Source organism: Hyalangium ruber, from assembly GCF_034259325.1.
Classification (GTDB): domain Bacteria; phylum Myxococcota; class Myxococcia; order Myxococcales; family Myxococcaceae; genus Hyalangium_A; species Hyalangium_A rubrum.
On record NZ_JAXIVS010000005.1, the window covers coordinates 391,477 to 404,644 of the forward strand.

A 13,168-nucleotide genomic window follows, 5' to 3' on the forward strand; every position below is an offset into this window, starting at 1 on the left:
CTCAGCCAGAGTACGAGGGAGAGTTGACGCCAGACGCTGCTGCGACCGCCCGAGCGTGAGCAATGCCGCGCATCCCGTCGCGTCGCAGGTAATGATTCTTCGGGAGGCGCTTGAGCCGCCTCTCCACGTCACTCAGCATCGCGAACGCTCGCCGGGCCTTCTCTGGGAAGCGGGGCAAAGATTGGACGTAGAGACAGGCCACATGGATCCGATGAGTCATATCGGCATATCCGAGCCGCTCGCAGCGCCTCAAGAGCGCGCCGAATTCGTCCCACCCTGCACCCTCGCCGTATGCCTCAGTGATGATCAGCTTCGCGGTGATCTGCTGGAGGTGCAGACGTTCGCGGCCTGTTCTCGCTTCCCTAATCAGCTCCTTCTCTTGCGCCAGCACGGCCCGTTTCAGCTCTGCATAAGGCACCTTTGCCTTGTAGAGCTTGACGAGGAGGTCATCGCGACGAGCTGCAACGCTCTGCCACCAATCCTTGCGCGTGGATCGCACCATCAACCTCCTGGGCAGGGATGGTCGTTTGCTTCTGCTGGCCACTGACCTTCACGCATGCAGAGATCCATGCACGACTGGCACTGGCTCTCGCCCCACACACGGCGCTGTTTCTCCCCTGCAAAGTACTCTTTGCATGCCACGTAGTGCTCCCTACAGGTATCACGCCAGCGTTGCTTTTCCTCTGGCGAGGGAATCGGCGGGGAAACCGGCTCTGGTTTCCCTTTGGGCTTGGGTTGGTTGCCGGTCTTGGGTTGGGGCTTGGGTCCTGCGCTTCCCGTGCATCGTTCCCAAGCCCCCGGATGCTCCTTGAGGCAACAGGTTTCCGTGTCGTCGCCCGGCTGGCATCCCATCCCGTTCATGTAGCAGCCGGCCATGCCCAGAGCCCCAGCCATGAGCAGCAGCCCAGAGAGCAAGCTCGAGCCTCGGTGCTGTCTGACGGTGGGCACGATCGTCTCGCAGAATGAGGAGCAACCAGTCTCGCAGGATTATCGGGAGGGCCGCGTGCAGGGTTGCATGAAGTCCCCGCCATAGTGACGGCCTTCGTGCGCATCGTCGATACGGTGCGCTACCGTACCGGGCGTGTCCCCCCGGAATGTCGCCCTGCCCCGCCTTGCTGCGCTCCTCGCCCTCGTCACCCTGGGCTCTCTCGCCTGTGAGCGAAAGGCGCCGCCTCCCGCCCCGGCCCCGGCCGCTCCCACACAGGCCCAGGCCCCCGTCGAGGAAGGCCCGATCGTCATCGGCTCGGTAGGGAGCCTCACCGGCCCGCAGGCCCCCTTCGGCGTTCCGGTGCTCGACGGCATCCAGTTCGCCGTGGATCAGGTCAACGCCGCCGGAGGAGTGAAGGGCCGCAAGGTGGAGGTGCGCTCCTATGACAGCCAGGGGCGCCTGGAGGACTCCGTGAGCGCGGCCCAGCGCCTCATCAGCAAGGATCGTGTGCTGCTCATCCTGGGCGACATCTCTTCGTCCGGCTCGCTGGGCATCGCCGACGTGGCCCAGGCAGCCAAGGTCCCCATGGTGACCCCCTCGGCCACCCACCCGGACGTCACTCGCAAGGGCGACTACATCTTCCGCACCTGCTTCATCGATGCCTTCCAGGGCTTGGTGATGGCGCGCTTCGCCCGGGACAACCTGAAGCTGGAGCGGGTCTCCATCCTCCAGGACAGCCGCGACTCGTACTCGCTGGGCCTGAGCCAGGCCTTCGCCGAGGCCTTCACCAAGCTGGGCGGGACGATCGTCTCCGTGGAGAGCTATTCCAAGGGGGATACCGACCTGCGCTCTCCGCTGCTGGCGGTGAAGAAGATGAAGCCCCAGGCGCTCTACATCCCGGGCTTCTATGCCGAGGTGGGCCTGATCGCCCGGCAGGCCCAGGAGCTGGGGCTGAAGCTGCCGATGCTGGGCGGAGACGGCTGGGACTCCGACCGACTGCTGGAGCTGGGCGGAGACGCACTGGAGGGCAGCTACTACTCGTCCCATTACGCGCAGGACAACCCCTCGCCAGAGCAGAAGCGCTTCGCCACCGCGTACCAGGAGCGCTCGGGCCACCTGCCCGACGTCTCCGTGGTGCTGGGCTACGAGGCGACGCGCGTAGCGCTGGCTGCGATGGAGCGCGCCGAGAGCCTCACGGGCCCCGCCATCCGGGACGCGCTGGCGAAGACGAAGGACGTACCCGTCATCTCGGGCACCCTCACCCTGGATGCGGAGCGCAACCCGGTGAAGCCCGCCGTCATCCTGCGAATCCACGGTGGCAAGCGAGAGTTCGTCGCCGCCGTGACGCCCTGAATTCGAAAGCAAGACCCGGAGTGCTCCTCCCCTGCCCGAGCGTTAGCTTCCACTCGTGCCCCGCAGGAACCGCTGGAAGGAGGCAGGCACGATGACACCCAGGGCCCGAACGCTCGCCGCGACCGTCGTCCGAGATCCCCGCTGGAAGGCGGTGCTCGCGCGCGACGCCAGCTCGGACGGCAAGTTCTTCTACTCGGTCAAGACGACGGGGGTGTACTGCCGCCCGTCCTGCGCCGCTCGCCCCGCGAGACCCGAGAACGTCGGCTTCCACGTCACCCCGGCCGACGCGGAGCGGGCTGGGTTTCGTCCCTGCAAGCGCTGCAAGCCGGACCAGCCCCCGTTGGCCGAGCGGCAGGCGGCCCAGATCGCGGAGCTGTGCCGCCTCATCGAGAGCGCCGACACGGTGCCCAGTCTCGAAGCGCTGGCGAAGCACGCGGGGCTGAGCGTCTACCACCTGCATCGCGTCTTCAAGGCCGTCACCGGGCTGACCCCCAAGGCGTATGCGGCGGCACATCGGGCCAAGCGTGTCCGGGAGCAGCTCGGCAAGAAAGGAACCGTGACCGAGGCGATCTACGGAGCCGGATACAACTCCAATGGCCGCTTCTATGAAGAGTCGAACCCCATGCTGGGCATGACGCCCACGAAGTACCGCGCCGGAGGCGCCAACATGGAAATCCGCTTCGCCATCGGTGAGTGTTCCCTGGGCTCCATCCTGGTCGCGGCCACCGAGCGCGGGGTGTGCGCCATTCTCCTGGGCGACGATCCGAACGAGCTGGCGCAAGATCTCCAGCGCCGGTTTCCTCGCGCGCACCTGATCGGCGCCGATGCCGAGTTCGAGCAGCTCGTCGCGAAGGTGGTGGGCCTGGTGGAGCTGCCTCGGGTGGGAGTCGATCTGCCGCTCGACGTGCGCGGCACGGCGTTCCAGCAGCGCGTCTGGCAGGCGCTGCGGGCGATTCCCGTGGGGAAGACGGCGAGCTACGCCGATATCGCCAAGGCGGTCGGCTCCAAGTCGGCCCGAGCCGTGGCGCAGGCGTGCGCAGCCAATGCGTTGGCGGTCGCCATCCCCTGCCACCGCGTCGTGCGGAGCAACGGCGACCTGTCGGGGTATCGCTGGGGAGTGGAGCGCAAGCACGCGCTGCTCCAGCGGGAGACGCGTGTATGAAGGCGCGCCGCACGAGAAGCGTGGATGCGCGGGTGGAGTCGGTGGACTGGGAACGCGTGTCGCAGGAGCTCGACGCCCAGGGCTGCGCAATCATCGACACGCTGCTCACGCCCGCCGAGTGCGCAGCGCTGGCCGCGCTGTACCCGGTCGAGGGCGGCTTCCGCAGTCGGGTGGTGATGGGGCGGCACGGCTTCGGGCGTGGCGAGTACAAGTACTTCGACTATCCGCTGCCCGAGCAGGTCTCCGCGCTGCGCACCAGCCTCTACCCCCGCCTGGTGCCGATCGCCAACCGCTGGACCACGGCCATGGGCCTCGAGGTCCACTACCCGGAAGTACACGAGGACTTCCTGGAGCGCTGCCACGCCGCCGGGCAGCTCCGGCCGACGCCGCTACTGCTGCAATACGGGGCGGACGACTACAACTGCCTGCACCAGGACCTCTACGGCGAGCACGTCTTCCCACTCCAGGTCGCCATCCTCTTGTCCGAGCCCGCGCGCGACTTCACGGGCGGCGAGTTCGTGATGACGGAGCAGCGGCCGAGGATGCAGTCCCGGCCGATGGTCCTGCCCCTGCGCCAAGGCGACGCGGTGGTCTTCGCCGTCCACCACCGCCCGGTCCAGGGCACGCGCGGGGTCTACCGGGTCAACCTCCGGCACGGCGTCAGCCGCGTGCGCTCGGGGCATCGCCACACGGTCGGCATCATCTTCCACGACGCGGCGTGAGGTGAGCGTCAGCGCGGAGACACCGCGCACACGCCGCCGCCATTGAGGTGTGCCTGATCGACGATGCTCTGGGTGACGAACTCCCACAGCGTCTTCACGGCGTAGGCGCCCGGCTCATAAACGACGGGCTGGCCCTGCGCGTCGAGCAGCTCGCCCCCCTCCATTCCCCTCAGGTCGAGGATCTGCTGGGTCACGAGATCCTCGGAGGTGATGAGCTTGTCGGGACCCGCTGCGGCGGCAAAGGCCTCGAACCGGAGCTGCACGCCTCGGTGGGTCCCCAGCCGGTCATAGAACATGTGCTCGGCATGGATGGTGACCTCCGCTTCAGCGGTGGAGTTCTCCGGGACGATGATTCCCTGTGTCCCATCCACGCCGTTGATGCAGTCCACCATGCGCGCGTTCACCGGGAAGCCGAAGGCGAAGCGGTAGACGCCCGTATTCACCTTCACGGCCTCGCCCTCGAGCCAGTAGCTGTAGCCGCGCGAGCGCATGAGCGCGAGATCCTCGGAGGAGACGTTGCCGTCGGGCAGCTCGGTGCTGTCCTCCGGAGGGCTTACCGCGAAGCCCACGTTCCACCGCCCCGCGGGCAGCTCCGTCAGCCGGGTCAGGTCCACGTCCCCCTTCTGCAGATCCACCAGAACGTGCCGAGAGGAGACCTGCGTCTCCCCGGTGCTGGAGGTGAGGGTGAAGTCGCCCATGGACACCAGGTACTTGGTGAAGCGCACCGACCAGTCATCCTGGAAGAGGTGGCTGGGGTAGCCATCCTGGGCACCCTTCTCACCGCTCATCATCACCCGCGCCTCTCCCGTGGCCACCGGAGCGCACGCCACGCCCGACACCAGGAGCACCAGACCGAAGAACCCACGCACCGCGCCACGAAGAACATTCCCTAGGCTCATGCAACTGCGAACTAAATGTAACCAAGTTGCAAGTCAAGCCACGGATGAGGTATCTGCCGCCGTCGTGTGGACTTCCATCCTGTTGCTAGGGGCGCTGAGCGCCGCGCCTGTCGACGCTCCCGTGGCCTCTCCGGTACCCGAGGAGACCGCTCCGCCGTCCCCACCATCGGAGGCCACTCCCCCGGAGCAGCCCAGCCCGGAGCCTCGGGCCTTCTCCACGCTGGTGCGCGCCCAGGCCGCGCGTCCTCCTCCCGTGGCGGCCGGGGACTTCCAGATTGAAGTGGGGCAGCTCGCGGACGTGCCCCGGGGCTCGGCCACGGATCTTCTGCTGCTGGCCCCTGGGGTGATGTTGGCCAACCACGGAGGCGAGGGCCACGCGGAGACAGTGTTCCTTCGTGGGTTCGACGCGGGCGAAGGCAAGGACGTGGAGTTCCGCCTCAACGGCGTACCCCTCAACGAGGTGTCCCACGCGCATGGCCACGGCTACGCGGACACCTATTTCATCATCCCGGAGTTGGTGGACGCGCTGCGCGTCACGGAAGGCCCCTACGACCCGGCACAGGGAGACTTCGGCGTAGCGGGGACCGTGGAGTACCAGCTCGCGCTGAAGCGGCGGGGGCTGATGGTGTCCGGCAGCTACGGCAGCTTCGCCTCGCGGCGGCTGGCGCTGGTATGGGGTCCCCAGGAAGCGAGCGAGGCCACCTTCGTGGGGCTGCTGCTACGCGAAGGGCACGGCTTTGGTCCCAACCGGGCCTATGCGAACGCGAGCATCATGGCCCAGGGGGAAATCCGACTGGGCGCCGAGGCGCGTCTCCGCCTGTTCGGAGCCAGCTACGGGGGGCGCTACGCCTCGGCGGGCGTCATCCGCGAGACCGATCAGGTGGCGGGGCGGCTGGGCTGTGGAGCGGATGAGGACGAACAGTTCTTCTGTCTCTACGACCCGAACCAGGGAGGCGCCGGACAGCGGCACCTCGGCTCGGTGGAGCTGATGACGCGCCTGAAGAACGGGGGCCGCCTCATCCAGCAGGGCTTCGTGGTGCTGAGGCAGACGCGCAGCCGGGAGAACTTCACGGGCTTCCTCGAGGACGTGCCTCCGGAAGGCGAGTCCCAGCGCGGGGACAACACGGAGCAATTCTACACAGGCACCACCGTGGGCCTGCGCGGGCGCTACACGCCGGGGGTGACGTGGTGGGGACAGCCTCAGCCCCTGGAGCTGGGCTACCTCGGACGCTTCGACGAGGTGCGCACGCGCTCGCGTCGGCTGCGGGACCGGGGCGGCGCGCCCTACCTCACCCGCTTCGACAACCAGGTGCGGGTGACGAACCTGGGCGCCTATATGTCCGCGAAGGCGCAGCCGCGCTCCTGGCTGTCGCTGCGCGGTGGCGTGCGGCTGGACAGCTTCCTCTTCGCGGTGGAGGACGAGAACCGGCCCTCCGAGGACCGGCAGGGCTCGCGCCTCCCCACGGAGTCCATCGAGGCGTATGGCCTCACGCTCAGCCCTCGGGTAACGGCGGAGGCACGGCTGACGCCGCGGCTCGCGTGGCTCACCAGCGTGGGCCTGGGCGCACGCTCCAGCGATGCCGCCGCCCTGTCGGACTCGGAGTTCGCGCCCTTCGCGCGCGTCACCTCGACGGAGACGGGGCTGAGCTACGCGGCCCGCAGTGAGGCGCTCACGGTGGAAGCGCGGAGCTCGCTCTTCGCCACCCGCGTCTCGCGAGACTTCGTGTTCGACGAGGAGGCCGGGCGAAACCAGCCGGTGGGCGCCTCGCAACGCCTGGGAGCCTTCGCCCAGGCCCGGGTGGTACTGCACGAGCGGTTGGACATACAGGCGAGTGTCGCCTGGGCTCGCGCCTCACTGCCGGCGGCGGGGGCCTCGCCCTGGAAGCTCTTCGAGGGGCCCGTGCTCCCTTATATCCCTCAGCTCCTCGGCCGGCTGGATGCCTCCGTGCGCGGAGAGGTAACGCTGGCGGGCGAGCGGCTGGGATGGAACGTGGCGTTGGGGCACAGCAGCATCGGCCCCAAGCCGCTGCCGCTGGACCGCTTCAGCGAGCCCATCTTCCTGTTCGACGCGGCGGTGCGCGGGCGATGGCGGGCGGTGGAGCTGGGGCTGACGGTGGAGAACCTGCTGGACGCGAGCTGGCGCGAGGCCGAGTTCAACTACGTCTCCAACTTCCGTGGCCCGGATGCGCCAGCGTCCTTGCTGGCCACGCGCCACTTCTCGGCCGGCGCGCCCCGCACCGTGCGCGGCACGCTGACCGTGTACCTGGACTTCGAGGAGGATCGCCCATGAAGACGACGCGCAGGGGCTTCACCCAAATCCTGGGAGCAGGGCTGCTCGGGGGACTCGCGGGGCTGCGGTGTGGGCTCTCGGGCACGACGGGACGCTCGGTGATGTTCCAGATGGGGCTGCGCACGGCGCTTGCGCCCGGAGAGACGGAGCCAGGACGCTTCACCACGGATACGGGCTGGCGGGTGGAGCTGACGGCCGCGCGGATGCTGCTCGGGCCCATCTACCTGTTCGAGAGCGCCTCGCCCCTGGCGAGTACCCCGGCGCGGCGGCTGTGGCGCGGGCTGGGCGATCTGCTGCTCCCCACTGCGCACGCGCACGACACGTTCTTCTCCGGAGGCAGGGTGCTCGGAGAGTGGGACCGGGAAGTGGTGTTCGACCTGTTGGAGGGAGGAGCCTCCACGCACGTCCTCGGCCGGGCTCCAGGCATCGCCGGCATGGTGCGCTCGTTCTCGCTGTTGCTCCAGCCCGCGAGCGCGGGGATGGGAGCGGAGGCGGCGCCTCTGGAAGGACACTCGGTGGTGCTGGAGGGGACGGCCTCACGCCAGGAGCAGGTGGTGGCATTTCGGGTGGAGCTGGACTTCCCACCGCCGGTGGAGCTGCAGCGGGTGGAGTTCGTGCCCAGCGAAGTGGAGCTCGACGATGACGGCCTGTTCATCATCGAGCCCCAGCCGCACGCCTGGTTCTCGGGGGCTCACTTCGATCGTCTGGAGGCGCCGGCGAGCGGCGGCCCCGTGACGGTCTCCCCCGAGAGCCAGGTGCATCGCGCCCTCTTCATCAACGTGCGGCGGCACACCGCCTTCACGAGCACCTGGGAGCCCGGCACCGCCTGAGCAGCGGTGCCGGCGTTCAGATGGATTCCTCGAGGAGGAGCCGGAGCTTCGAGCCCGGCGTGGTGAAGCGAACACGAAGCTCGGGGGCATCCGGCGAAGTGAAGCGGACGCGGTGGGTGATACCCGGGCACGCCGGAGACGCTGCCTCCAGCTGGGCCTCGACAGGCGTGCCATCCACCGTGCTGCTGAGGGCCACGGAGACGTCCTGGTCGAGGAAGAGGATGTAGGGGGTCTCGGGTACCAGGCGCAGGCGCGTGTAGCCGGAGTAGGTCCCCTCCCCCATCGGCACCGTCACCTCATAGTACTTGTGGGTCTGATCCGTGCGAGGCACCGTGCCGGTGGGCGTCGCGGAAGCCTCCACGGGGATGACGGTATCGACCAGGGTGTGCCCGCAGGCATGGTTGAGCAGGTGGTCGGTAGGGCCCGTCTTGAAATCGAGCCGGCCATCTCCCAGCCCCGCGTGCGTCGCGTCGAGGAGATTGCCTGCCAGATCCTTGAAGCCCTTCAGATCCACGGCGTAGGCGTTCTCCTCTTCGAGCACGGGGCCGCCCTCCTCGGGCTGAAGCAGGAGGAGCGTCAACGTCTGCCCGTCCGTGGACCAGGTGCCCTCCATCAGGCGAGGTTCGAGAGATGGATCCGTCAGGTTGAACAGCGAGGCCTGGGTGATGGAGGTGTCCATGGGCTCGGTGAACTGAACGGTGAAGACCTTGCGCTGGGACAGGCCTCCCTGCCCGGTGGTGCGGTAGTACACCTCGACCGGGTAGAGCCCCGTGGTGCCCTCCGCGGGGTTGGCGGAGACCACGCCCGGCGCGGTGGTGTCGCCCGGCCCCGCGTCCGGTGTTCCGCCGGGCCCTCCTCCATCCGGGCTGCCGCCATCCGGCGAGGGCTCCAAGGGCAGTTGGGGGACAACCTCATCGCCCGCGCAGCCAGGGGTGAGCGGAAGCACGCAAGCGGTGACGAGCAGGACGGCGATGGACAGACGGCGCATTCCAGGACCTCGGGAAGAGAAGCGTCAGAGAGAAGAACCGGGGCGCCCCTGCATCGAGGGACGCCCCGGAGGAAAGCCAGCGGCGCGAGTGCGTCGTCGGGCTAGCAGCCCGTGTGGACGGCCGCGTTGGCATCGTTGCAGTCGGTGTCGTCGAGCACGTACCCCGCCGGCGGCGTGCAAGCGGTCAGCGTGTACACGTTGGTGTTGCCGTAGCCGTCACTGTCCGCGTCCTGGAAGTAGTAGACGCGGCTGTCCTCCACGCGCTCCGGAATGACCTGCACCGTGCTCGTGGTCGAAGGGCCCAGGGTCAGCTTGTAGACGGCATCCTTGGTGAGGTTGTTGTAGACCACCACCTGGCTCAGGCCGCAGCCCGTCTGGCTGATGCTCTGCGGCGAGAAGGCGGGCGTCACCGTGTTACCGGAGGCGTCCTTCAGCACCACGGTGATGTTCGCGGAGACGAAGAAGGCCCACGCCGAGCTGGTCCGGCTCGGCACGAACTTCACCGTTCCGGTGTAGGAACTCCCCGAGCCCGGCAGCGTCACGGTGTAGGCCGTGTGCGTGGAGTTGATGCTCTGCATGCTGGGGTCCGTGCTGGAGGCGCTCGCCGTCGCCGAGGCATAGGGCCCACTGATGAGGTGCCCGCACGCGTGGCTCACGGGCACGGGGCCCAGGGCCGTGCAGCCGGCCTCCAACAGCCCCTGCTCCTGCAGCGGTAGCGCCTGCGTCTCCTCCGTCAGCTCGGTGGGGCCACAAGCCGCCAGGGCGAGGCCCAGCAAGGCCCCTCCGAGGTTGCGCATCGTCATCTTCATGTCATGTCCTTTTGGGTGAACCGAGAGAGCGCGGCGCTCGCCATGAGCGCCGCCGCCCTCCACGGGGTACTGCGGTGAGGCAGCTACGAGCGATGCGCGAAAGCCGTGGCTCTCAAGCGCGTCACGGAAAGTACTCGGTGACCATCTGGAGCTGCGGCAGCGAGGTGGGCCCGAGCGTGAAGGTGTAGATGACGCTCTCGGTCAGCTCCAGGCCCACCATGTGCTGGAGTCCGGAGCAGGCCGTGGTGGGCTTCTCCGCGACGGAGGCGACCACCCGCTCCCCCTCGCGCACGGCGAAGGGGACGTTCTGGCTCAAGTAGACGATGAAGTCCCCGGTGCCAAAGGCCTTGAACTGGAAGGTGCCGGTGTACTGGCCGTCCACCGGGCGCAGGTTCAACGTATAGAGCGTGTGAAAGGCGTCAGCGCGCGGCCTGCGACTCTCCGAGGCTGTCACCGTGGCGTAGGGGCCATTGTCCACGTGCCAGCAGGCGTGGTCGCCGTCATCCCCGAAGTCGAAGCCCTCGCGAGGCGTGTAGTGGGGGTCCACCACGCACGCCAGTTGCTCCTCGGGAGCCATGTAGCCGCGATCGCAGTGACACCAATCTCCTTCAGGCTCGCGGTGGATGTGACCCTCAGGAGCGCAGGGATCCACCTGCTGTTGAGGAAGTTCCTCGGACAACGGGGGCTGTGAGCCACCACAGCCCATGAGAACCGCCAGGCTCGCGGCCGGGACGATGAAACGGTTGAGCAATCGCATGTGTCTCGACCCGACCGAGAGCCCTCGGTCAAACGTGGTTGAACTGCACTCAGCGCGCGCGGGAGCTACTCCTCGTGGTCGTGCGCGCCCGCCTCTTCGATGACGAGCGTGAAGGCGGAGTTACGCCGCAGCACGGCCTTGAACTCGAGGCGGTAGACCTTTCCCTCCTCCAGGTCCGCCGTCACCATCCGGCGGAGGCTGCCGCAGGCCGTCTCGTCGATGGCGTACGAGCACTCCTTCGAGACGAGGGTGTTCCCGTCGTAGATCTTCAGCCCGCGCTGGCGGGACAGCAGGAAGGCGTACTCGCCAGACTCCGCGGGCCGGTACGTCACGGAACCGGCGTAGGAGTAGAGGGAGTGGGTCGGCAGGGTGATGTTGTAGGCCGTATGCGGCAGGTTGACGTTGGGGAGCGTGGTGCCGCCGAGCGGGGCCGCCGTGACGGCGGTGAACGGGCCGAAGTCACCGTGGTAGCACGCGTGCTCGACGACCTCCTCGTCCGGTCCCTCGCACGTCGACATCGCCTCGACGAGCGGCTCTTCCTGCACCTCGACCTGCGTCAGCTCGTCGGGGGCTTCCATCGTTTGACCGCAAGCGGTGAGCAGCAGCGGCAGGCTGACCGCGAGCAGGGTCTTCTTGAACATCGACTCCATCTTCATGGTGACACTCCTTTGGGTTGAGGGACGACGGGGACAAATGAAGGGCGCGTGGACTCAGAGCGGCTCCGGGCGCAGCACCGCCCAGGACACGACCACCTCGCCGGAGGGCAGATGCTCGGGGGGCAGTTGCATGTGCGGCCCCACGCTTCCGAGCGCGAGCTGAGGCACGCGCCGCTGCGCCTCCGCGAAGGACTCGGGGTCCGGAAACGTCACCCGCTCCAGGCAGCCGGCGGCGTAGCAGACAGAGGGCTCGGCACGGACGGGCAGCACGGAGGCGGCGATCTGCTCGCGCCAGTGCTCCAGGGCCGCGCGGGCTTCCTGGGTCCAGGGCTCCTGGCTCACACCCGAGGAGAGGAATTCGGAGAGAACGGCATCCCTACGCGCCAACGGCGTCGGGTGCTGGCCGCGCAATGCCAGGACGATGCGGGAGCGAAGTCGGGTCGCCTGGGTGACCTCCTCCTCCCTGGGGAGAGGCTCCGGAGGAGCGACAGGAGCAGAACGAAGGCTGGCGGGTGGCGGGGAGGCGGGACGCGCCTCAAGAGGGGGCGGAGTCCTGACCACGACCGGGGATGAGCTGAACTCCCGCCGAGGCTCGGTGGTGAAGGACTCCGTCGTGAACTCATCATCGGCGGGAAGCTCCACCGGCTGGCGCAACCAGAGCGCCAACACACCCGCCACCAGCAGGCCGGTACCTCCCACTCCCAAGACAATTCTGCTCATGGACCCTCCTGGGCGCACCTGTGCCGTCAGGTGGCCGCACTCCGGCTCGAGGAGTGCCCGATCAAATGCCACAGAACTATAAAAGCAATCAAGTTGCATTTACTCGCCGTTCACCGGCGTGCTCTTGCAATCGGGCGCGGTGCTGGGTCGCCCGGCGCACAACGGCTACACTCTCGCCGCCGCGCGCTCGGAGCGCGCCAAGGAGAGAGACCCTCGATGAAGCTGGCCAGCCTGTTCCTGTTCGCCGCGCTCACCCTCGGCTCGGCGGAGAGCGCCGCAGCCGACACCGAGCCGATGCCACCGCACCAGTCGTTCACCCTCGAGTCCGCGACGCTCAAGGAGACCCGGCGCATCAACGTCTACACGCCGCCGGGCTACGACGCGAAGGGCGCCGCGCGCTACCCGGTGCTCTACATGCCGGACGGAGGCGAGAAGGAGGACTTCCCGCACGTCGCCACCACCGTCGACACCGCGATCAAGGCCGGAGAGATGCGGCCGCTGATCGTGGTCGGCATCGAGAACACCGAGCGGCGCCGCGACATGACCGGCCCGACCGAGGTGGACGAGGACAAGAAGATCGCCCCGCGCGTCGGCGGCTCGGCCGCGTTCCGGGGCTTCATCCGCGACGAGCTGATGCCGCAGGTGCGCCGCCGGTACCGCGTGGCGGACGAGACGGCGATCATCGGCGAGTCCCTCGCCGGCCTGTTCATCGTCGAGACCTTCTTCCTGCAGCCGAAGCTATTCGACACCTATATCGCCCTGAGCCCGAGCCTCTGGTGGAACGGTGAGGAGCTGGTGCGCAAGGCCAGCGAGCGCCTCGCGGCCCGGAAGGAGCTGCGCAACGCGCTGTACCTGTCGTCCGCCGACGAGGACAACATCGTCCCCGCCGCCGAGCGCCTGGCGGAGACGCTCCGCGCGAGCGCGCCAGCCGGGCTGAAGTGGCAGTTCGAGCCCCGGCCGGATCTGCGCCACGACAACATCTACCGCTCGGCCTCGCCGCAGGTCCTGCGCAAGTGGTTCGCGCCCAAGTCCCCTCCCCGCGCGCCGTAGCGCA

General features: G+C 68.2%; 13 protein-coding genes. 6 read left to right on the plus strand and 7 right to left on the minus strand.

The annotated features are described in order from the left end of the window. Position 1: 1 nt before the first annotated feature. On the minus strand, positions 2-502 hold the full coding sequence (locus SYV04_RS17200) for a hypothetical protein (protein WP_321546883.1): 501 nt from the start codon (positions 500-502) through the stop codon (positions 2-4). Between the two features lie 579 nt (positions 503-1,081). Between SYV04_RS17200 and SYV04_RS17205 the strand changes: the two genes are divergently transcribed. From SYV04_RS17205 to SYV04_RS17215, 3 genes are all read left to right on the plus strand, one after another. Further along, positions 1,082-2,281, plus strand: a complete 1,200-nt coding sequence (locus SYV04_RS17205; protein WP_321546884.1) for an ABC transporter substrate-binding protein — start codon at positions 1,082-1,084, stop codon at positions 2,279-2,281. Positions 2,282-2,372: 91 nt separating this feature from the next. Beyond that, positions 2,373-3,443 (plus strand): bifunctional DNA-binding transcriptional regulator/O6-methylguanine-DNA methyltransferase Ada, encoded by a 1,071-nt coding sequence (gene ada / locus SYV04_RS17210; RefSeq protein ID WP_321546885.1) that lies wholly within the window; start codon positions 2,373-2,375, stop codon positions 3,441-3,443. Beyond that, on the plus strand, positions 3,440-4,165 hold the full coding sequence (locus SYV04_RS17215; protein WP_321546886.1) for a 2OG-Fe(II) oxygenase: 726 nt from the start codon (positions 3,440-3,442) through the stop codon (positions 4,163-4,165). Before ada ends, SYV04_RS17215 begins: the two co-directional genes overlap by 4 nt. Before the next feature lie 8 nt (positions 4,166-4,173). Here SYV04_RS17215 and SYV04_RS17220 read toward each other — a convergent pair whose 3' ends face one another. Continuing rightward, entirely contained in the window at positions 4,174-5,064 is an 891-nt protein-coding gene (locus tag SYV04_RS17220; protein ID WP_321546887.1) for a hypothetical protein, read from the minus strand. A 64-nt stretch (positions 5,065-5,128) separates the two neighbouring features. Here SYV04_RS17220 and SYV04_RS17225 point away from each other — a divergent pair, with 64 nt between their 5' ends. Both SYV04_RS17225 and SYV04_RS17230 read left to right on the plus strand, forming a co-directional pair. Continuing rightward, entirely contained in the window at positions 5,129-7,354 is a 2,226-nt protein-coding gene (locus SYV04_RS17225; RefSeq protein ID WP_321546888.1) for a TonB-dependent receptor, read from the plus strand. Then, positions 7,351-8,184: a hypothetical protein gene (locus SYV04_RS17230; RefSeq protein ID WP_321546889.1), complete on the plus strand. Its 834-nt coding sequence runs from the start codon at positions 7,351-7,353 to the stop codon at positions 8,182-8,184. The genes SYV04_RS17225 and SYV04_RS17230 overlap by 4 nt, the downstream gene beginning before the upstream one ends. Before the next feature lie 16 nt (positions 8,185-8,200). Here the strand turns inward: SYV04_RS17230 and SYV04_RS17235 are convergent, their stop codons facing one another. From SYV04_RS17235 to SYV04_RS17255, 5 genes are all read right to left on the minus strand, one after another. After that, positions 8,201-9,172 carry an Ig-like domain-containing domain gene (locus tag SYV04_RS17235; protein ID WP_321546890.1) on the minus strand — a complete coding sequence of 324 codons (972 nt, stop codon included), beginning with the start codon at positions 9,170-9,172 and terminating at the stop codon, positions 8,201-8,203. Between the two features lie 101 nt (positions 9,173-9,273). Beyond that, positions 9,274-9,981: a hypothetical protein gene (locus SYV04_RS17240; protein ID WP_321546891.1), complete on the minus strand. Its 708-nt coding sequence runs from the start codon at positions 9,979-9,981 to the stop codon at positions 9,274-9,276. 121 nt (positions 9,982-10,102) lie between these two features. Next, positions 10,103-10,738, minus strand: a complete 636-nt coding sequence (locus SYV04_RS17245; protein WP_321546892.1) for a hypothetical protein — start codon at positions 10,736-10,738, stop codon at positions 10,103-10,105. A gap of 65 nt (positions 10,739-10,803) precedes the next feature. Then, on the minus strand, positions 10,804-11,394 hold the full coding sequence (locus SYV04_RS17250) for a hypothetical protein (RefSeq protein WP_321546893.1): 591 nt from the start codon (positions 11,392-11,394) through the stop codon (positions 10,804-10,806). Between the two features lie 54 nt (positions 11,395-11,448). After that, positions 11,449-12,114, minus strand: coding sequence for a hypothetical protein (locus tag SYV04_RS17255; protein WP_321546894.1), 666 nt, complete (start codon positions 12,112-12,114; stop codon positions 11,449-11,451). Between the two features lie 216 nt (positions 12,115-12,330). Between SYV04_RS17255 and SYV04_RS17260 the strand changes: the two genes are divergently transcribed. Further along, positions 12,331-13,164 (plus strand): alpha/beta hydrolase, encoded by an 834-nt coding sequence (locus SYV04_RS17260; RefSeq protein WP_321546895.1) that lies wholly within the window; start codon positions 12,331-12,333, stop codon positions 13,162-13,164. Positions 13,165-13,168: the final 4 nt, after the last annotated feature.